We start from the raw sequence: 18,615 nt of genomic DNA, 5'->3' as shown, positions 1-18,615 counted from the left end.
ATGTCGCAGAAGCCGAACGCGGGATCGTCATCCGATCCGTCGGCATAGAAGTAGAACGCGCCGATCACGCCATGCACGCATTTTCCGAGCTTGCGATCCTTTGGCACTTGCGCGTCAGCGCGCGCCGGCGTCCGCGGGGGCAAAGGACCGAGCGAGCAGAACTGGGAATAGGAATAGCAGTTCGTCATCCCGCCCCTCACGCGTCAAACCCGAGCCAGCGCTTCGCATTCGCCGTGAAATCCCGTCTCGGCATTGCAAGGGACCGCTCGGCAAAAGCCGCCGGCCGATCCTGCTTGATCGTGAAGGGATAGTCGGATCCGACGACGATCCGGTCTCGCCCAACCTTGCCCGCCAGGAATTCCAGGGCCGGTTTGTCGTAAAGGATGCTGTCGAAGTAGAACGCCTTCGCGACCTCCTCGGGATCCCTGCCGAACAGGCTGTCCATGGGCGGCCCTATACTGTGAGCGTGTTTCAGCCGCGGCAATATCCACGGCAATGCGCCGCCACCATGGCTCAGCATGATCCGAAGCTTTGGAAAACGCTGCAACACGCCATTCGTCATCAGCGAGACCGCGGCGAGAGCCGTCTCGAGCGGAAATGCCGCTACGGCCGCAAGTTCCGGTCGGCCTCCCATTCGGTCAAGCCCCGACGGATGCAAGGGATGGATCAAGACGGCGAGGTTTGCTTGTTCCGCCGCCGCGTAGATGTCGTGCAGCCGAGGGTCACCGAGCGCAACGCCATTGATATGCGTACCGATCTCGAAGCCGCGCAGTCCCAGAGACATCAGCTCATCCAGGCACTTCACCGCCCGCCCGGTGTCTTGCATCGGCAACATGCCAATTCCGATGAAGCGCCCCGGTCGCGCCTGGCAGAGCTCGGCAATTCCCGTGTTGATGTGGCGGCTCAAGGCGTCGGCGTCGTCCGTGGGAAACCAGTGTGACAGCAATTCGGGCATTGGCGAGACGACCTGCACGTCCACATCGTCCGCCCCCATGTCGTCGATGCGCCGGGTCGCATCCCAACTCCGGGAATCGATCACCCTAAATACCTTTCCGCCGACCATCACCGCTGCTGCGTCTTCGGCGCCCCGCAATTCGACAGAAGGCCACAACGGATTGCGGCTCGCCGCCGCAGGAAAGCTTCTCGGTACAAAGTGCGTATGGGTATCAATCGCCTCAGCCAAGGCTCGCTTCCTCTGATTTGTTATGCACTGCAGCGTGCCCTTTTCCGACCAGCGGAGGGCCGCCATCTGCAATTCACTTTACAAGCAGGTTGGACTGTTTTTATTATTGACGCAATCGAAGAAATAATTGCTGCCGGCTTTCTGCGATCTCGCAAGGCCCGCCGCCACAGGGAATGGAAACCGAATTGCTGGCCGCATCAGCACATGTCGTGATTGCAGGCGCCGGACAGGCCGGCGGACGCGCGGCAGAGGCGCTGCGGGCGCGCGGCTTCCAGGGCGCGATCACGATGCTGGGTGAGGAAACTCATCCGCCCTATGAGCGACCTCAGCTCTCCAAGGACATGCTGGGTGTCGCTGACACGCAGGTCACCTATATCAAGCAGGCCAGCGACTGGAGCGATGTTCTAGATATTCGGCTCGAGACCGGCTCGCCCGTTGCGGATTGCGATGCGGATCGGCGCACGGTGACGACGGCGGACGGCCGCGTTTATGCATACGACCGCCTGCTGATTGCGACCGGGACTCGCCCTCGCCGCCTCGACCGGCTCAATGGTGCCGGGCCCGACGTGCAATATCTGCGCAGCGTCGAGGATGCGCTACGCTTCCGCAAATCGATCCGCGAGAAATCGCGCATCGTCATCGTCGGCGGCGGCGTGATCGGGCTGGAAGCGGCCTGCGCTGCGTCAAAGCACGGATGCAGCACGACCGTGATCGAGAATGAGCCTCGGCTCCTCGCCCGCGCGCTTCCCCCCGTCGTCAGCGACATCGTCGCCGCCAAACACCGTAGTCATGGGGTCGACTTCGTCTTCGGATCGACCGTCAGCAGCGCGACGCCAGGCGGCGTCCGGCTCAGCAACGGTACAGAGATCCCTGCCGATCTCATCCTTGTCGGGATCGGCGTCGAGCCGGTCGCAACCGTTGCCGAACGGCTTGGCTTACCCGTTGCCGCAGGCATCGCGGTTGACCCATGCGGGCGTACGGCAGCGCCGGGCGTCTTCTGCGCGGGAGACGCAGCCTTGCAATGGAGCCGCTGCCACGGTCGCGATATCCGCGTCGAAACCTGGGCGAACGCCCAGAACCAAGCCATTACGGTCGCCGGCAATATGCTTGGCGAACAGAAGGACTACGTCGATCCGCCGTGGTTCTGGACAGACCAATACGACCTCAACATTCAGGTCGCCGGCGACATGCTCGACAGCGACCACATTCTCCGCGGCGAGCCAGCATCCGGCCGCTTCTCGGTTATCGCGATGCGCGGCTCCGACCTGGTTGGGGCGCTGTCGGTGAATGCTGCCAAGGACATGGCGATGCTGCGGCGACTGCTTGCGGCAAACAAGCGCGTCTCCCGTGCCGATTTGGAGTCCCCCGCCTTCGATCTGCGGGTCGCATTGAAATGAACAACAAGACCTTTCGAGGGAGTTTCCTCAATGAATGCGCTAGAGCGGATGAACACCGCGCTTATGGTCGACGAGGCCAAACAGATCTTCAAGGTTTCGCGCCAGGCCTTTGTCGATCCCGATATCCTGGAGGCTGAGCGGAGCCGGATCTTCGACAAATGCTGGCTCTATCTCGGCCACAGCTCGGAGGTTCCCAAGCCGGGCGACTTCGTTACGCGCCAGGTCGGCGGCCGCAACATCTTGTTCGCGCGCGACGCAAAGGGCGCCCTGCGCGCCATGTTGAATACCTGCCCTCACCGCGGCGCCCAGGTGTGCCGGGAGAAGCACGGCAATGCCAAATCATTCCAGTGCTTCTACCATGGCTGGGTATTTGGTCTCGATGGAGCTCTGCGGAGTCAACCGGGCGAAGCATCCTATGCACCTGACTTCAAGGAACGCAGCACTTCGAATATGCAACAGGTCGCCCGGTTCGAAGGCTATCGCGACTTCAACTTCGTCTGCTTCGACAACAATGCGGAAAGTCTCGATAGCTATCTCGGCGCTGTAAAGGAGTATCTCGATGTCATTGCCGACCAAGCCGAGGCCGGGATGACGATTGTCGGAGGCACGCAGGAATACTCCATGCGCGCCAACTGGAAGCTGCTGACCGAAAATTCGATCGACGGCTATCACGCCCTGACGACGCACGCGACTTACTTCGACTATCTGAAGGCCACCAATGGCGGCCTCGCTCCCGTCCCGCTCGAAGGAGCCGCGCGCGACCTCGGCAACGGCCATGCCGTGCTGGAGTACAAGGCGCCCTGGGGCCGCCCGGTTGCGCAATGGATTCCGATGTGGGGTGAAGACGGCAAGAAGGAGATCGACCGTCTCTATCAAGACCTCGTCAAACGTCATGGCGAGGAGCGCGCCAAGCGCATCGCGCTCTACAACCGCAACCTTTTCGTGTTCCCTAATCTCGTCGTGAACGACATCATGGCGGTGACCGTCCGAACCTATTACCCCATCGCGCCCGACTTCATGAACATCAGCGCCTGGGCACTGGCCCCGAAGGAGGAGACCGACTGGGCCCGGAAGTATCGCCTCTACAATTTCCTCGAATTCCTCGGCCCTGGCGGCTTCGCCACGCCCGACGACGTCGAAGCCCTGGAGCAATGCCAGCGCGGCTTCCGCAACTCGGCGGAAGCTCAGTGGAACGACATCTCCAAGGGCATGGGCAAGCCCGTTCCCGCCTACGACGACGAGCTTCAGATGCGCGCGTTCTGGTCGAACTGGAACAAGCACGTGTTCCAGACGTCACTCTAACGGGAGGGCAGGATATGCAAGACATCTCCCGTGCCGACATCGAAGATTTTCTGTTTGCCGAAGCAGACCTGCTCGATGAGTGGCGACTGCCCGAATGGCTCGAGCTCTTCACCGAGGACGCCATCTACTACGTCCCCTCGACCGACGTTGCCCCGGACTCAACGCCCGACAAGACCCTATTCTACGTAGCCGATGACCGCTTTCGCCTCTCGGAGCGCGTCAAGCGCCTGATGAAGCGAACGGCGCATGCCGAGTTTCCGCACTCCCGCACCCGCCACCTCGTGAGCAATGTTCGCATCCGCAATCGCAGCGAGGCCGAGATCGAGGTCGGCTCGTCCTTCATCACCTACCGAACCAAGGACTGCATCACCGACACTTATTTCGGCAGCAACCGCTATCGAATCGTGGTCGAGAACGGCCGTCTGAAGATCCGGGAAAAACGCTGTCTTCTCGACAGCGAGGGCCTGCGCACGCAAGGCCGCGTCAGTATTATTCTCTAGAGAACCCGGATCAATGGACAAGAAACTTCGCAACAATGTTGCCATCGTGACGGGGGCGGCCAAGGGCATCGGTCTTGCGATCGCCGAACGGCTTGCGCGCGACGGAGCCAGACTTGTTATTGCCGACGTCGATGAAGCCGGCCTAAAACAGGCATCTCATCACCTGACAAAGGAATTCGGTGCCGAGGTCACGAGCCATGCCGGTGATCTGTCCGAGCAAGGCACGGCTGAGAAGACCATCAACCTTGCGACCGAGGCGTTCGGGCGGCTCGATATCCTCGTCAACAACGCAGGCGGCGGCATCATCAAGCCTTTTGCCGAGCACTCGCCCGAGACGCTCAAGACCACAATCGATCGCAATCTATGGACCGTGCTGTGGTGCTCCTGGTATGCGGTTCCGAAAATGCGCGCCCAGCGCTACGGCCGCATCGTCAATCTCGGCGCCGATTCCGTGCGCAACGGTCTTTGGGATCATGCCGCCTACAACGCGGCCAAGGGCGGCGTGCATGGCCTTACAACCGGCATGGCCCGCGAATTCGCCAAGGACGGCATCACCGTCAACACTGTCGCGCCCTGCGCCGTCAACACACCTCAGATGATCGCCATCACCCAGAGCGATCCGAAGCTTGCCGCGAAATTCGTCAGCGTCATCCCCATGGGCCGCCCGGCGGAGATGGAGGAAGTCGCATCCATGGTCTCATATCTTGCGTCCGCCGAAGCATCGTTCGTGACCGGCCAGGTCATCAGCGTCAACGGCGGCAGCACGATGCTTTAGGTTCACGGCATGGCTCAAGCAATCATTCTATGCGCGGTCGACGACATCGCCGAAGGCGAAATCAAGCAAGCCCCCCTGCCCGACGGCTCGAACGTGGCCCTCTATCGGGTTGAGGGCGCGATCTATGCGACGGCCGACATGTGCACGCATGGCGAAGCCTCGTTGTCACTCGAAGGACTTCTGAACGGGAAAATCGTGGAATGCACCTTCCATTTCGGGACCTTCGACGTGACCACCGGCGAGCCGACCGGTATGCCTTGTGAGATTCCGCTAAAGACCTATCCGGTGACGATCGTCGACGGACAAGTCCAGATCGAGGTTTGATATGGCAACACGCCCCCTCACCCTGCCGCGTAAGTCTGCGCGCCGACCGCTCGGCGGAACGCGGCGACGCACACAGGCGGAGCGCACCGAGGCCACGCGCACGCAGATCCTGAAGGCCGCCGCCAATCTCATTCGCAAGCGGGGCTATGCCAGGTTCCGAACGGCTGATGTCGCCGCGGAAGCCGGCATGTCCCGCGGAGCGCAGCTGCATCATTTCCCGACCAAGGACTCGCTCGTCGTCGCCACGCTCGAGTACGTGTTCGAGCAGGCGCAGATCATGAGCCGCCGGCGCGCCGCAGCCGTCAACCGCCCGCGCGATCTCATCGAGGCTGTGATCGACGACGCGCGCGAGTTCTTCTTCAGCGAACACTTCATGGTGGCGATCGACATCGTTCTGTCCACCTCTACGGATGACGCCGTTCGCAAGCAGATCCTGGAAATATCCCGAAAGGCCCGCCGCCCTGTCGAGACAGCCTGGACGGAAGCCCTCACCGCCAGCGGAGTTCCGGCCTCACTGGCAGCGGACATCGTTGCCCTGACGCTTAGCCTCGTCCGTGGCATGTCGCTGCGCACGCTCTGGGACAATGACCCGCAATGGTTCGACGAGCTGTTTTCGGTGTGGCGGCGCATGATCAAGGTGTTCCTCGAAGCCCAACCCGCAAAGGCGCGGTCGCGATGAAGAACGGCCACGCCACACCCCTCATCACCTCCGTCTGCTACGTCCGCCTCGCCGTCAGTGAGCTGAACGCCAGCGCCCGTTTCGTCTCGGAGATTTTTGGCCTACAGCACGTTGCCGATCAGAACGGCGAGATCGCGTTCCGGTCGGACGACCGCTATCGCACCGTCAGCCTCGCCAGCGATTCAAGTGAAGCGGCAAGCGTCGGGATCGAGGCATGGGACGACAAGGCGCTCGATATCATCAATGAGCGCCTCGCCGATCTCGGTTTTGCGGTGAAGCGCGCCGAACCATCCGAATGCCAGCAACGCTATGTTCAATCGGCGCTGCTGGCCGAGGACGCATCGGGCAACCGGATCGATCTCGTCGTGCGCCCCTCCCGCAGCGGCCGGCGCTATTTTCCGACGCGCGACGCCGGCATCGTGCAGTTCCACAGCATCGGACTGCGCACGACGGACCACGTTCGCGACCTCGCGTTCTGGAAGGCGCTCGGGGCCGAGGTCAGCGACTGGGTCGGCGACATCGCTTACCTCAGGATCGACGGAATGCATCACCGCATCGCGCTGTACCCTTCGAAGCGCAACGGGCTTCTTTATTCTGCGTTCGAGGTCGAGGGGCTCGATCAGATCATGCAGAACAGCTACTTCATGCAGGAGAGCCAGATCAAGATCGTGCAAGGCCCGGGCCGTGAGGCCGCTTCGCACCAGATCTTTCTTCACGTCGCAGGGCCGGATGGCCTGATCTTTTCCTATGTCAACGGCATGGCGGAATACGGCGACAAGCCGCGGCTGACCCGTCAGTTTCCGCTGACGGCGACATCGCTGTGTGGCTGGGGCAGCGAAAGCGAGGGCGTGCCGGAATTGAGTGCGTCGGTCTGAACAACAGAGAGAAGCAGCATGATCCAGCTCAAGGATGTCAGCTACGTCCGCCTCGGCTCGCCCGACCTCGAATCCGCCGAGACCTTCGCGACAGCCTGCCTCGGCTTGCAGATCGCGGAGCGCGGCAAGAAGGAGCTTTATTTGCGCTCCGACGATCGGGCGCACACACTGTGCTATTCGGAAGGCGATGCGCGCAGCCAGACCGTCGGCTTCGAGGTCGACGACGATGCGAGCCTGCAGGATGCCGCATCCACGCTGGAATCGCTCGGCCATCCCGTTCATGCCGGAACCGCCGCGGAAGCCGAGCAACGCAAGGTCAAAGCCTTCATCGGCTTTCGTGACCCGACTGGAAACCACATCGAGCTCGTGGTGCGCCCCGAGCGCAGTGGACGGCGCTATTTCGCCAGCCGCGATGCCGGCATTACCGGCTTCAGCCATATCGGATTGAACTCCACCGATCCGGCCCGCGACGAGCGGTTCTGGACGCAGGTCTGCAACGCGCGCGTCAGCGACCGCATCGGCGACATCCCGCTGATGCGCGTCAACGCCATCCACCACACCATCGCGCTGGTCCGGGCGCCGAGCGCCGGAATCCAGCACATCAACCACCAAGTGGAGAGCAGCGACGACGTGTTGCGGTCGTACTACTTCCTCAACGATAAGCGCGTGCCCATCGTGTTCGGCCCCGGCCGGCATCCGACCTCTGGCGCCCGCTTCCTCTACTTCAAGGGCCCGGACGGCATGATCTTCGAATATTCCGTCGGCGTCGATGAGATCGAAGACGAAGCAACCCACCGGCCGCGGCAGTTCGGTTTCGAGCCGACCAGCTTCTGCATGTGGGGCGCAAAGCCCGCCGGGATGACACTGCCAAACAAATAGAAAGCGAATCTGCGCTGCAGACAGCGACGGGAAACAAGATTCGGCGAGGAGAGCATGGATTTGGGATTGAAGGGCCGGAAGGCCGTCGTATGCGCGGCAAGTCAGGGGCTTGGCCGGGCGAGCGCCATCGCACTTGCCCGTGAGGGGGTCGATCTCTTCATCGCGGCGCGGCGACGAGAGGTGCTTGACGCGACCGCAGGCGAAATCGGAAAGCTCACGGGTAATCGGCCAACCCCAGTCGTTGCCGACGTGACGACGAAGGAAGGACGTGACGCCCTTTTGTCGGCATGTCCAGCGCCGGACATCCTGGTCAACAACGCCGGCGGCCCTCCTCCCGGCGACTTCCGCAAGTTCGAGCGCGAAGATTGGATCAAGGCGCTTGACGGCAACATGCTGGCGCCCATAGCCCTGATCAAGGCGACCCTGGATGGCATGATCGAGCGCAAATTCGGCCGCATCGTCAACGTCACCTCGCACGCCGTGAAGGCGCCTGTCGCCATGCTCGCATTATCTAACGGCGCACGCACCGGGCTCACCGGCTTCATCGCTGGACTTGCTCGCTCGGTCGCCGAGCACAATGTTACCATCAACAATCTGCTCCCCGGGACATTCGATACGGACCGGCTCAAATCAAATCTCGCGGCGCTCGCCAAGAATACGTCCCGTGGCGTCGCAGAGGTCACGGAAGACGTCAGGACCGCCAATCCCACCAAACGGTTTGGTCATCCCGACGAGTTCGGAGCAGCCTGCGCTTTTCTATGTTCCGCGCAGGCGGGCTACATCACGGGCCAAAACATCCTCATCGACGGCGGCGCTTATCCCGGCACGTTCAAGGTCAGATGGTGCGGACGAGCGGCACCCACGAGTGCCTGTGGTCTGACCTCGCCTTCTCCAGTGTCTCAATTGGACGACGGCACGAGAATCACAGACAAGAGTCGAGCTCCCGTAATCAGATAACTGGTCCCCGATGGGTCGACCCGGCAAAAAGGCTCCCGTTACCCTGGCCCGCAATGCGCGGATGTTGGGTGAGAACGTGCGACGGCTGCGACAATTGGCGGAGCTGTCACAAGAAGAGCTTGCTGAAGCTGCCGATCTTCGCCAAGCTTTGATAAGCGAGATCGAACGAGGCGAAGCGAATCCAAGGTTGGAGTCGCTGACGAAGATCGCAGACGCTCTGAAGGTGCGCTTGACCGATCTCTTCGACCCCAATCAATAGCGGCCCAAACCTTCTCCTCGAAGCGACCGTCATCCGAAATCTAGCACCGCCTCACCGGCCTATTGACATTCTCACTTCTATACGCTATACCGTATAAATCGATACGAGGTGTCGCGTCCCGAAGGAGAGACTGAACATGCCGATTGATCCCACCCTTGGTCTGTTGACCACCGACGAAGCCATCTCGCGCGCAGCGAAGCAGGTCGTGGCCAGCGCGCTCGATGCGACCTCCTCGATCGATCCGATCATCGGCGCCGAGTTCTCCCGCGCATTCTCCTTCTTCGGACTGGTCGTACAACGCCATGGCCTCCTGATTCAGCGAGTGCTGGCCGACATCTTGGCCTCCAGCGGCCGGTTCGAAGTGTTGACGGAAAGCCCCATCCCGATCACCGCTGCCGCTCTCGATTTGCTGGCGTCGGAAAACTCCGAGAAGGATCTCTCCAGCATCAAGCTCAAATCGGACTCCCGTGTGGAGCGGTCCGTGATGGTGGACATCATCGTCATCGACGAAACCAAGCGCTGGGCCGGCGTCTACGACGTGAAACGCGGGAATGGCGAAACGACCTGGAAGACGCGCAAGCCGATCGAGAACGACCTGCGTGCGGCGCGCCTAGTCCTTCAGTCCCACCTCAAGAAGCTCGGACACGACATCGACCATGTCGATTCCGCGGTGATCGACTACTACGGCTCCTCCGGCTTCCCCCGTAACATCAAGATCAGCGGCGGCGAGCTCGATCGTCATTTTGGCGTTCCCATCGCCGACAAGATCGACAACATGACGACGGCCCTCCGCGACGAGGTGCACGCGGGTCTGCTCCAGATCCTCGAACCGATCATTTGCAAGCTGACCGTGGTGCAGACGAAGGTCGCCACCGAACAGAGGGCGCGCGCAACGCCGGAGGCAACCGTTCGGATTGCCGACGTTCTGCAGGCCCGGCCGCGCGGTCCCGACCAGTGGCAGTCCGGCCTCGCGCGCTAATCAGCGCCTAACTCGTAATCACGGCGTAGGAGTTCAACGATGGATGAAGCGAAGGCCGACAACACGCAGGAGCGGATTGGTTGCTATCCGCGAGGCCCCCGTTTGGCTGTCGCTGGGCAAGCTGGCCTGACGTTGCCGCTCAATCCGGGTTGGGGGCTTACGCGGTCCGCTCCTTGGCCGTATGAGCCGGACCAGACGTCACCCCTGGCGTGGTGGCGCCAGTTGCCGCCGGACTCGTTTCACGATGCCGAGCGCTCGCTGTTGCGCGCGACGCTCAGGGATGTCCGCGTCCTCCGCGGCGGGGATGACCCGCCGCCGCTCTTCGTGGCGATGCAGCCGCTGCCGTCGGCGCCGCGTTGGGCCTGATGCCGGTCACGGAGGTCACGTTGCCGGTCGACGTCACCATGTCCTGGCTCCTGTACACCGCGCTCAATCAGGATGCGACGGCCGCGCTGGTCATGTCGCAGATCGTAGGTCTCTCCGATCTCGGCCACGGGCTCGCGATCGAGCTCGCCGGGTCCTGGTTCAGATACGGCCGCCGGCATTCGGACGATCCCCGCAGGTTTGACCTGGCGGAAGACGTCCTTCTGATCGCGTTCCAGCAGCGCCACAACGGGGACCATAGCGCATGAAGCTTCAGGTGTTCTCGGACCTTCATATCGACGTGCACCCCATCAAGCCGATCTCGATCGCCACGGGCGTCGAAGTCGTGGTGGTGGCCGGCGACACCTGCGAGGGCGCCGTCAAGGCGTTCGAGCATCTGCGGCGCATCGTGCCGATCGAGATCCCGATCGTGATGACGCTCGGAAACCACGAATACTACCGCCGTTTCATCCCCAACGAACTCGCTCTCGCGCATGCTCATGCAGCCGCGTTCAACATCCACGTGCTGGAGAACGCCACGGTCAAGATCGGAGGAGACAAGGGCATCCAGTTCATCGGCGCCACGCTTTGGACGAACTACGAGGCGTTCGGCGAAGCTAAGAAGACTGCGGCGATGAACGCCTGCGCTTCCGGCATGAACGACCACCGCTTGATCGGATGGCAGAAGCAGCCGTGGCAGCGATTCCGGCCACGTGAGGCCGCGATCATGCACCATCAGTCGGCCAGGTATATTGATCAGGCACTCGCAAGTTCAGAGGCCGATCGCTGCGTTGTGGTCAGCCACCACGGCGTACATTGGAACTCAGTCAGCCCGATTTACGCGGGTGACCTGCTGACGGCGGGATTCGTTTCGGACAGGTCGGCATCGATCGAAAAGCATCAGCCTGCTCTCTGGATTCACGGGCACGTTCACAATTCCTCCGATTACCGTGTGGGAAAAACGCGGATCGTCTGCAATCCGCACGGCTACGGCAACGAGAATCCCGCGTTCGATGGTGCCCTCGTCCTCGACGTCGGGACGTAAGGCCGCGCCACCGGTTTCAAAGAATGAGCGACTTGCCATGACCGACAACAAGGACCCGACCAAATCGTATGCCGTGCCGCTGGCACGCCCGTTCCCGCGGCCCCCGAAGGCGCAAATGCCGGGGACAACCCCTGGTCAAGGCTTAAGCACGCCCCGGACCGGCGCTACCAATGCGGGCAGCCGCGAAAGGATCGATGCCGTGACCAACCCGCAAATCGTCTGTCCGAACTGCAAGACGCAGATCCCGGTGACGGACGCGCTCGCCGAACCTCTGGTCGCCGACGCCCGCCGCCGTTTCGAGCAGCAGCTGGCGGCCAAGGAAGCGGACTTCGGCCGCCGTGAGGCTCAGCTGCGCGAGGCGCAGGGCGAGCTCAGCAAGGCGCGCGAGACCATCGACGAGCAAGTGGCGGCGAAACTGAAGGCGGAGCGCTCCTCCATCACGGAGGCCGAGGCCAGGAAGGCGCGACTTGCCCTGGCCGACGAAATCACCGCGCGCGACCGGCAGCTGACGGACATGCAGCAATTGCTGGCGACGAACACCGAGAAGCTGGCCGTGGCGCAGAAGGCCCAGGCGGATGTGTTGCGCAAGGAGCGCGAGCTGGACGACGCCAAGCGGGAGCTTGATCTCACCGTCGAAAAGCGGATCCAGGACGGCCTCGCCGGCGTGCGCGACAAGGCCAGGTTGGAGGCGGAAGACGCTCTCAGGGCCAGGGTCGCCGAGAAGGAGGCGCAGATCGCAGGCATGCAGCGTCAGATCGAGGATCTGAAGCGTAAGGCCGAGCAAGGATCCCAGCAGCTGCAAGGCGAGACTTCGGAACTCGAACTCGAGGCCCTACTGCGCGCGAACTTCCCCGGCGACCTCATCGAGCCCGTCCTCACCGGCCACAACGGTGGCGACCTGCTGCATCGCGTACTTGGCCCCGGCGGCCAGGTGTGCGGCACCATCCTGTGGGAATCCAAGCGCACCAAGAACTGGAGCCACGATTGGCTCGCCAAGGTCAGGAACGACCAGCGTGCCGCGAAGGCCGAAATTTCGTTGATCGTCTCCAGCGCCCTCCCGAAGGGCCTCGAAACCTTCGACGTCATCGACAACGTTTGGGTGGCAGCACCCCGCTTCTCGGTTCCTCTCTCCACCGTGCTGCGCCAATGGCTGATCGACGTCGCGGCCAGCCGCACCGCTCAGGAAGGTCAGCAGACCAAAATGGAGTTGGTCTACGCCTACCTGACGGGGCCCCGCTTCCGTCAGCGCATCGACGCCATCGTCGAGCGCTTCACCGACATGCACCAGGATCTTGACCGCGAGCGCAAGATGATGACCCGCCTGTGGGCTAAGCGCGAGGAGCAGCTCCGCGGCGTGCTGGACTCGACGGCCGGCCTCTACGGCGATCTGCAGGGCATCGCCGGCCGGGCGATGCAGGAGATCGAGAGCTTGGACGTGCTGATGATCGAGGCGAAGGGGGAAGCGGCGGAGTAGGCGTAGCTCCGCGGTCTAGCAAACTGACAAGTTGCGCGACCATCTCATTTTGAGTTCACCACGTAACAGGCGCCGAGGCTCTGGCAGTTCGAGCATGCGTATGCAAAACAGGAGAGCTAGAGAGAACAGATTCGAGACATAATGCCAACTGACCTCGCCCCACACTTGCCACTTGATCCGCCGGCAGCGAACCGCCACCGCGGTATCGTCGTCGAGATCGGCAATCGTCAGTTGCGGACGACGCCGGTTTTTGACGCCTATTGGGGGTTCGCGGCCGAAAGGCAGCGGATCTTTTTCCGCCGCCTCGAGGGAGTGTCCGGTGCGCTTACGAGCGATCCGGTCCTGAGGCTGTTCAAGTTCACAAACGCTTATCGCGCCTCTGATCGCGTGAGCCAATACCTCCTTCGCAACGTCATCTACCGACCGGACCTGCCGTCCGACGCGCGGAACATCTTCTTTCGCACGATCCTCTTCAAACTTTTTAACAAGATCGAGACGTGGCAGCTTCTAGAGGGGGCCATCGGTAAGATCACCTGGGAAGAGTTTGACTTTGCGCGCTACGACAAGCTTTTGACGAGCCGGATGGCCGCAGGCAAAACAATCTATTCGGCCGCGTATATCATGCCATCGGGCGGCAGCGTCTTCGGATACAAGCTCAAGCATCGCAATCACCTTCGGATGATCGAACATCTTTTTGCCGAACAGTATCCGGAGAAGCTGTCCGACTGCAAAACGATGACGGACGCGTTTACGCTTTTGCGGACGGTGCCCTTCATGGGACCTTTTCTCGCCTATCAATACGTTACGGATTTTAACTACAGCGAGCTGACGAATTTCGAGGAGGACGAGTTCGTCATGGCGGGGCCGGGTGCGCTGGATGGGATCTCGAAATGCTTCATCGGGGCAGAAGCGGTAAAATCCTCAGATGTCATCAAATACATGTTCGATCATCAAGAAGAGCATTTTGAGAAGCTCGACATCGATTTTCCGAACCTTTGGGGCCGCCGCCTCCAGCTTATCGACTGTCAAAACCTTTTTTGCGAGATTTCAAAATATGCGCGCGTGGCGTTCCCCGACTACACGGGCGTGGCGGGCAGGACACGCATCAAGCAGAAATACGAACCCACGGGCCCCCTGCCCGAGCCGTTTTATCCGCCGAAATGGAAGATCGCTGCTCGATAGGACATATCACACGGTCATGTCGTGTATATCGGCAATGGCTGTTGCGGTACAGGTGATCCTGTTTGCCTCCCGACTGAAGGCGATTTTGTAATCAAGGGCTTTCAGCTTCCACGCGCGTTGCTGGACGGATTTGGCTGCTTTGATATAGGCGATGTTACCTATCCCGAGCCGCACCTCGATTTCGGGCCAAAATTCGGCGGAGTTCGGGTCGAATCCGAGCGCATCAAGGATAGCACGCTTGGCGGCTCCGGTTTCAGCGCACCGATTACCCTGCAGCGCCCACGTCCGTTCCGCGGGACCGAGAGCCGGGTCGATTTCTTCGTTGTTCGTTTCCGCCGAGCCCATGCCAAGACCGACGCTGATGCCTTGAACCCCCGGACAGACGGTCGGAGAAAAAGAAAGGCTACGGCGATCAAGATCAATGTGCACTGTGCCCTGCTTTTCGTTCGAGAGCTGGAAGAACATATCGCAGCCTTCGAAGATCGCATCCTCCCATTCCCAAAACGTATTGTTGGCGACCTCAAGTCCATCGACATAGGCGCGGAGCGTCTTCAACAGCTTGAAATTGATGAGTGTACGCTCAGGAAATAGACGTGTCGGCGTGCCTACGACGCAACGGCCGGCTGCTTTGGCCTGGCGATCGCCTTCTGTGTGAATGGCCTTAATCACAAGCTCCTCGACAACTTTGGCGCGGCCGCCGTCTTCCACTTCATCAACGCGGTCATCGCGGCTTTTGCGCTTTCGCTTCATCAGGCCACGCACGACCGGCGACCAACCGAGATGCCCGATGAACGCGAGATGGATAGCGTCGTGAAAGCGGTATCCGTCATCCTCGTAATAATTATCCGTCAGATCGTCTCCGAGCGGCCTACCCTCAAAATACATTCGGGATTTGTGCGGTCCGATGCGCACAAAGGCGACATCGAACTGGCGAGGAAACTGCTCCTTCGCATCGCGGTCCGCATCATGCAGCGGAGTTGGCTCGCCTCGTACCGAGCGAAACTGCACCTTTTGGCAATTCGATGAGATAACCTCATCGAGCGAAAGGTGATAGAGGCTTGCGATCGCCGATAGGTGCCACGCGATGCCACCGAGGATAACGGTGGCGCGCCTGTTCGCGACGTGCGTATGCAGCGCAACTTCGGTGGCAGGCAGGAGAGCGCGCAGGAGTTCAGCGCCGTGCTGCCAGAGGAGCGCGAGGCACACTTCAAGCAAGACACGACCGTCCGTGCGCGCGGTCTTGTGAGCAAGCCGCTGATAGTCATCGAATGTGTAGCCATCCGTGGGAAAAGAGGCAGCGCCTTCAAGGAAGGCCTTGCGCTTATCAGGATCAAGCGATTCCTCGATCATATGAGCGCGGTCATCGCTGCCGCTAATCTCTGTGCGCATCGTCATGATGTTGTCGGCAAGAATGTCGACATAGCCACCGTTCATCACGTGCGCGGCCGAGTAACAATACCAGAGCGAGTCGCCCAGCTCCTCCTTGATCTCGTCGTTGGGATGGTCCCAATGCGGCCCCTCGCCTCCCTCGGACAAGATCTTCTTTTTTACTGCTGCGACCAGCGAACCGATCTCGCTCACCAACCCGTAGAGCGCAATTGATCGCTGTTCATCGGCGGGCTTGCTGGCGAACTGTTTGGTCTTCTCGACGAAGGCAGCGTAATCGACCGGCCTCATGCGCTTACTGCTTTCGCAGTAGTGGCTTTTTTCGCGCGAGGCTTTTTCACACCGATAAATTGCCAATGGGCAGGCTCGCCAACGTAGCCACGCTGCGGCAATGTTTGCAGCCAAGCCATCACTTGGGCGATCTGCTCATCGGTGAAGATGCAGCGATGGCCCGGCCCCTTCTTGATCACGAATTTGAGATGATCGGGGATCTTGATGCCGAGGCGGCCCCAATAGGCAAATTCGCGACTGATCAGCACCCGATCGGTGGTTCCGGTATCGCGATGGAGATCGCCAAACGAAAGGCTTCCGTCTTCAAGACTGTGAAATGAGTCCTCCTGCAGGAACTCCTTGCCCCCATCCCGGTGATAGATGTTGTCGCCGTAGCGCAGATAGGTCGTGCCAGCCATCACCGGCTTCTTGCGGCGGAAGCGGCTGTCTTTCCAATAATCGTCAAAGCCAATCACCTCGTCGACCCGCATCCAGTAGGTGAGATGGCCGGTCAGCTTCGGGTCGGCAGCGCCCGTGCCGAGGATGTAATCACCCACCTTGGCGATCTTGCGGATCTGCGGCTTGCAGCACGCAAGGGTGCAGACGCCGTGAAAGGGATTCGGCGCAAAGCCGAGATCATGCTCGATGACGTAGGAGAAGAGTGTCATGACGCCTTCATTTTTTCGTCGACGCACAGGTTGCGCTCCGTGTCGGGCTTGGGCAGCGGCTGACCATCTGGGGCTTCGAAGCGGTGCTGGTCGTCTTCTGTCGCAACGACACGAAGTTGTTCGGTATCGAAGCGAATGATCGAGTAGGCGTATTTGTTCATGGCGTCCGGCGGTTGGGAATCGGCCGCCGCATCTTCGGGCCAAACGCAAATCGCGCGTCGGCCACCCTGCTGCGTGGTTGCAAGGTCTGCCTCAAGAGCCGGATCGGCGCAGGTTTCCGACGAGGCGAGGATCAGCACGATTTCATCTTCGCAGTCGGGATCGGGCTCACCGACCGCATCAACCAGCTCCACCTCATCGTCGGTCATACCCGCATCCCGGGCGAGACGCTTGATCTGCTCGATCTCCTTATCCTTCAGGTTCCGGCCAAGTATCGTAATGCGACGCATCATAGTCTCCATTAAACTTTCAGGTTGTACTCCACCAAAACATAAACGCTCCCGAATTGGGAGCGTGAACTACTTTTCCCTTGCCGTCAACAAAAAAGCTCCCAAAATGGGAGCTTGGAGATTTGTTATGAGATTCGTGGGACAAACCGAGGTGGCAACTTTTCTCGCCAGCTCGCCTGCTTACGATAATACCATCAAAGCATGGGTTGCTGAGATGAAATCGGGGCAATGGTGGTCGGCGACGGCGCTCGCCGCGGATTTTCAAAACGTCGATGTTTCCGCGTTGCCGTGGGTGGTCTTTTACCTGCTCCCTTCGACGCTTCGCATCCGCACCCTGATCGATTTTCGCATCGGCGTCGTCATGCTGTTGGCCATTGATCCATCTGCGGCTTGGCACGGCACTCAAACGTCCCCTTGGAACAAAGCACCGTGACCATAAAGCCGATCCGCAACGCTCTCGATTTGTCAGCGACCAAGGCTCGCCTCGCCACTTTAATGTCCAAGAACTCCGGGGAGTTCGACGACGAGATCGAGGTTCTGACGACACTGATCGAGCAGTATGAAGAAAAGTTCGCGCGGGTTGACGCGCCCGATCCAATCGCCGCGATCAAATTTCGAATGGAGGAGAAAGGGCTCACGCCTCGTCAGTTGGAACCGTTTATCGGATCAAGAGCCAGGGTATCCGAAGTCCTCACTGGCAAACGAAGCTTGTCGATCGATATGATCCGTTCGCTTCACGAGGGCCTAGGAATTCCGTACGCCTCACTGGTCGCACGGCCGAGAAAAACTGAAAGCGTTGAGGGGATCTCCGGCAATGCGATCCGGCATTTAAATACGCTTGGCTTCTCGCTCGACAGAGACGCAATATCACACTTCATCCCAGCATCCCTTCAGAAAGCGGCACCTTCGGCCCTGCTTCGAAAGACCCGCACGCAACGAGCAGCCTCAAAGACAGATCAAGGCGCGCTCTTGCTTTGGCAGGCCGCTGTCTTGCGGCGCGCGGAAGCTTTGAAGCTCCCCAACAAGTTCGACCGAGCTCAATTCGACCAAGCGCGCTTACGAAAACTTGCAAAGCTCAGTTCCAAGATAGATGGAATAAAGCGCTTACTCGACAACCTTTCGCATCTGGGCATCGCCGTAATCGTGATGCCGCCGCTGCCTGGGACATTCCTAGATGGCGCGGCGATGGTTACATCTTCGAATACGCCCGTCGTTGGTCTTACGCTCCGTTATGATCGGGCAGATAATTTTTGGTTCACCCTCCTGCATGAGCTCTCTCATATCTGCCTCCATTACGAAGTCCTAGTCGACGGACATACGGCCTTCGTGGACGACATGGAGATCGTCAGTGATGACGTTCGAGAACAGGAAGCCGATACACTTGCCCAAGAGTCTCTGATCCCTTCTTCTATCCTCGAGCAGGTCGTCTGGAGCCCAAATTCAAGCTTCGATGACATCACGACGATATCGGCCCGGGCGCTTGTTCCTGTCACCGTCGTCGCCGGACGATGGCAAAGGGATCATCAGAACTACAAAAAGTTTTCTAGGTTGATCGACCGCAGTTCTATCCGCGCTCTTTTTTCGTAGCCTTTTGACCGACCAAAAACTGACAGGATTGTAAGGCAGCTTAAGCGCCAGGTCTTCGTCGTTGATTTTGGCTGCATCACCG

Annotated in this window: 22 protein-coding genes and 1 pseudogene; 18 read left to right on the top strand and 5 right to left on the bottom strand. The window is 60.4% G+C overall.

The genetic code is table 11. The annotated features are described in order from the left end of the window. The coding region (locus tag SO156_RS30955; RefSeq protein ID WP_498537399.1) for a hypothetical protein at positions 1-188 on the bottom strand (188 nt) is incomplete at its 3' end. A gap of 8 nt (positions 189-196) precedes the next feature. Then, on the bottom strand, positions 197-1,183 hold the full coding sequence (locus tag SO156_RS30950; RefSeq protein WP_498537398.1) for an amidohydrolase family protein: 987 nt from the start codon (positions 1,181-1,183) through the stop codon (positions 197-199). A gap of 185 nt (positions 1,184-1,368) precedes the next feature. On the opposite strand from SO156_RS30950, the gene SO156_RS30945 reads away from it, so the two are divergent. The 16 genes and pseudogenes from SO156_RS30945 (at position 1,369) to SO156_RS30870 (ending at position 14,173) form a co-directional block, all read left to right on the top strand. Further along, positions 1,369-2,580 (top strand): NAD(P)/FAD-dependent oxidoreductase, encoded by a 1,212-nt coding sequence (locus tag SO156_RS30945; RefSeq protein WP_498537397.1) that lies wholly within the window; start codon positions 1,369-1,371, stop codon positions 2,578-2,580. Positions 2,581-2,610: 30 nt separating this feature from the next. Continuing rightward, positions 2,611-3,882 (top strand): aromatic ring-hydroxylating oxygenase subunit alpha, encoded by a 1,272-nt coding sequence (locus tag SO156_RS30940; protein ID WP_498537396.1) that lies wholly within the window; start codon positions 2,611-2,613, stop codon positions 3,880-3,882. A 14-nt stretch (positions 3,883-3,896) separates the two neighbouring features. Further along, positions 3,897-4,382 (top strand): aromatic-ring-hydroxylating dioxygenase subunit beta, encoded by a 486-nt coding sequence (locus tag SO156_RS30935; protein WP_498537395.1) that lies wholly within the window; start codon positions 3,897-3,899, stop codon positions 4,380-4,382. 13 nt (positions 4,383-4,395) lie between these two features. After that, positions 4,396-5,157, top strand: coding sequence for an SDR family oxidoreductase (locus SO156_RS30930; protein WP_498537394.1), 762 nt, complete (start codon positions 4,396-4,398; stop codon positions 5,155-5,157). Between the two features lie 9 nt (positions 5,158-5,166). After that, positions 5,167-5,481: a non-heme iron oxygenase ferredoxin subunit gene (locus tag SO156_RS30925; protein WP_498537393.1), complete on the top strand. Its 315-nt coding sequence runs from the start codon at positions 5,167-5,169 to the stop codon at positions 5,479-5,481. A 1-nt stretch (position 5,482) separates the two neighbouring features. Further along, a complete protein-coding gene (locus SO156_RS30920; protein WP_498537392.1) occupies positions 5,483-6,160 on the top strand; it encodes a TetR/AcrR family transcriptional regulator in 678 nt (225 codons plus the stop codon). Continuing rightward, positions 6,157-7,035 carry a VOC family protein gene (locus SO156_RS30915; protein WP_498537391.1) on the top strand — a complete coding sequence of 293 codons (879 nt, stop codon included), beginning with the start codon at positions 6,157-6,159 and terminating at the stop codon, positions 7,033-7,035. Before SO156_RS30920 ends, SO156_RS30915 begins: the two co-directional genes overlap by 4 nt. Positions 7,036-7,053: 18 nt before the next feature. After that, entirely contained in the window at positions 7,054-7,914 is an 861-nt protein-coding gene (locus tag SO156_RS30910) for a VOC family protein (protein ID WP_498537390.1), read from the top strand. 54 nt (positions 7,915-7,968) lie between these two features. Then, positions 7,969-8,742, top strand: a pseudogene (locus SO156_RS30905) (SDR family oxidoreductase); the annotation flags it as partial. Positions 8,743-8,881: 139 nt separating this feature from the next. After that, a complete protein-coding gene (locus tag SO156_RS30900; RefSeq protein WP_498537389.1) occupies positions 8,882-9,130 on the top strand; it encodes a helix-turn-helix transcriptional regulator in 249 nt (82 codons plus the stop codon). A 136-nt stretch (positions 9,131-9,266) separates the two neighbouring features. Next, complete coding sequence (locus tag SO156_RS30895; RefSeq protein WP_498537388.1) at positions 9,267-10,109, top strand: hypothetical protein; 843 nt, start codon at positions 9,267-9,269, stop codon at positions 10,107-10,109. 39 nt (positions 10,110-10,148) lie between these two features. Next, positions 10,149-10,475 (top strand): hypothetical protein, encoded by a 327-nt coding sequence (locus tag SO156_RS30890; protein ID WP_498537387.1) that lies wholly within the window; start codon positions 10,149-10,151, stop codon positions 10,473-10,475. Beyond that, positions 10,475-10,741 (top strand): hypothetical protein, encoded by a 267-nt coding sequence (locus tag SO156_RS30885; RefSeq protein WP_498537386.1) that lies wholly within the window; start codon positions 10,475-10,477, stop codon positions 10,739-10,741. The genes SO156_RS30890 and SO156_RS30885 overlap by 1 nt, the downstream gene beginning before the upstream one ends. Beyond that, positions 10,738-11,517: a metallophosphoesterase family protein gene (locus tag SO156_RS30880; RefSeq protein ID WP_498537385.1), complete on the top strand. Its 780-nt coding sequence runs from the start codon at positions 10,738-10,740 to the stop codon at positions 11,515-11,517. Before SO156_RS30885 ends, SO156_RS30880 begins: the two co-directional genes overlap by 4 nt. A gap of 199 nt (positions 11,518-11,716) precedes the next feature. Next, positions 11,717-12,991, top strand: coding sequence for a DUF2130 domain-containing protein (locus tag SO156_RS30875; RefSeq protein WP_498537402.1), 1,275 nt, complete (start codon positions 11,717-11,719; stop codon positions 12,989-12,991). A gap of 141 nt (positions 12,992-13,132) precedes the next feature. Then, complete coding sequence (locus SO156_RS30870) at positions 13,133-14,173, top strand: nucleotide kinase domain-containing protein (protein WP_498537384.1); 1,041 nt, start codon at positions 13,133-13,135, stop codon at positions 14,171-14,173. Between the two features lie 6 nt (positions 14,174-14,179). Here SO156_RS30870 and SO156_RS30865 read toward each other — a convergent pair whose 3' ends face one another. Genes SO156_RS30865 through SO156_RS30855 form a run of 3 tightly spaced genes read right to left on the bottom strand, consistent with a single transcriptional unit; the run spans position 14,180 to position 16,946 of the window. Next, positions 14,180-15,850 carry a MazG C-terminal domain-containing protein gene (locus SO156_RS30865; RefSeq protein ID WP_498537383.1) on the bottom strand — a complete coding sequence of 557 codons (1,671 nt, stop codon included), beginning with the start codon at positions 15,848-15,850 and terminating at the stop codon, positions 14,180-14,182. After that, positions 15,847-16,497: an Nmad2 family putative nucleotide modification protein gene (locus tag SO156_RS30860; protein ID WP_498537382.1), complete on the bottom strand. Its 651-nt coding sequence runs from the start codon at positions 16,495-16,497 to the stop codon at positions 15,847-15,849. Before SO156_RS30860 ends, SO156_RS30865 begins: the two co-directional genes overlap by 4 nt. Next, positions 16,494-16,946, bottom strand: coding sequence for a hypothetical protein (locus SO156_RS30855; protein WP_498537381.1), 453 nt, complete (start codon positions 16,944-16,946; stop codon positions 16,494-16,496). The genes SO156_RS30860 and SO156_RS30855 overlap by 4 nt, the downstream gene beginning before the upstream one ends. Before the next feature lie 64 nt (positions 16,947-17,010). Between SO156_RS30855 and SO156_RS30850 the strand changes: the two genes are divergently transcribed. Together SO156_RS30850 and SO156_RS30845 are read left to right on the top strand one after the other, a co-directional pair. Further along, the gene (locus tag SO156_RS30850) at positions 17,011-17,379 is read left to right on the top strand and encodes a type II toxin-antitoxin system HigB family toxin (protein ID WP_498537380.1); all 369 of its coding nucleotides are present in this window, start codon (positions 17,011-17,013) and stop codon (positions 17,377-17,379) included. After that, positions 17,376-18,533, top strand: a complete 1,158-nt coding sequence (locus tag SO156_RS30845; RefSeq protein WP_498537379.1) for an ImmA/IrrE family metallo-endopeptidase — start codon at positions 17,376-17,378, stop codon at positions 18,531-18,533. Before SO156_RS30850 ends, SO156_RS30845 begins: the two co-directional genes overlap by 4 nt. Positions 18,534-18,615 lie beyond the last annotated feature (82 nt).

Source organism: Bradyrhizobium sp. UFLA05-125 (genome assembly GCF_059803515.1).
This window is presented reverse-complemented; position numbering and strand designations above follow the sequence as displayed.

What these genes read in the sequence shown, in the direction of transcription:
- SO156_RS30940 (WP_498537396.1), top strand. Translation starts at nt 2,611, where the DNA reads ATGAATGCGCTAGAGCGGATGAACACCGCGCTTATGGTCGACGAGGCC.
- SO156_RS30935 (WP_498537395.1), top strand. Translation starts at nt 3,897, where the DNA reads ATGCAAGACATCTCCCGTGCCGACATCGAAGATTTTCTGTTTGCCGAA.
- SO156_RS30930 (WP_498537394.1), top strand. Translation starts at nt 4,396, where the DNA reads ATGGACAAGAAACTTCGCAACAATGTTGCCATCGTGACGGGGGCGGCC.
- SO156_RS30925 (WP_498537393.1), top strand. Translation starts at nt 5,167, where the DNA reads ATGGCTCAAGCAATCATTCTATGCGCGGTCGACGACATCGCCGAAGGC.
- SO156_RS30920 (WP_498537392.1), top strand. Translation starts at nt 5,483, where the DNA reads ATGGCAACACGCCCCCTCACCCTGCCGCGTAAGTCTGCGCGCCGACCG.
- SO156_RS30915 (WP_498537391.1), top strand. Translation starts at nt 6,157, where the DNA reads ATGAAGAACGGCCACGCCACACCCCTCATCACCTCCGTCTGCTACGTC.
- SO156_RS30910 (WP_498537390.1), top strand. Translation starts at nt 7,054, where the DNA reads ATGATCCAGCTCAAGGATGTCAGCTACGTCCGCCTCGGCTCGCCCGAC.
- SO156_RS30900 (WP_498537389.1), top strand. Translation starts at nt 8,882, where the DNA reads ATGGGTCGACCCGGCAAAAAGGCTCCCGTTACCCTGGCCCGCAATGCG.
- SO156_RS30895 (WP_498537388.1), top strand. Translation starts at nt 9,267, where the DNA reads ATGCCGATTGATCCCACCCTTGGTCTGTTGACCACCGACGAAGCCATC.
- SO156_RS30890 (WP_498537387.1), top strand. Translation starts at nt 10,149, where the DNA reads ATGGATGAAGCGAAGGCCGACAACACGCAGGAGCGGATTGGTTGCTAT.
- SO156_RS30885 (WP_498537386.1), top strand. Translation starts at nt 10,475, where the DNA reads ATGCCGGTCACGGAGGTCACGTTGCCGGTCGACGTCACCATGTCCTGG.
- SO156_RS30880 (WP_498537385.1), top strand. Translation starts at nt 10,738, where the DNA reads ATGAAGCTTCAGGTGTTCTCGGACCTTCATATCGACGTGCACCCCATC.
- SO156_RS30870 (WP_498537384.1), top strand. Translation starts at nt 13,133, where the DNA reads ATGCCAACTGACCTCGCCCCACACTTGCCACTTGATCCGCCGGCAGCG.
- SO156_RS30865 (WP_498537383.1), bottom strand. Translation starts at nt 15,850, where the DNA reads ATGAGGCCGGTCGATTACGCTGCCTTCGTCGAGAAGACCAAACAGTTC.
- SO156_RS30860 (WP_498537382.1), bottom strand. Translation starts at nt 16,497, where the DNA reads ATGACACTCTTCTCCTACGTCATCGAGCATGATCTCGGCTTTGCGCCG.
- SO156_RS30855 (WP_498537381.1), bottom strand. Translation starts at nt 16,946, where the DNA reads ATGCGTCGCATTACGATACTTGGCCGGAACCTGAAGGATAAGGAGATC.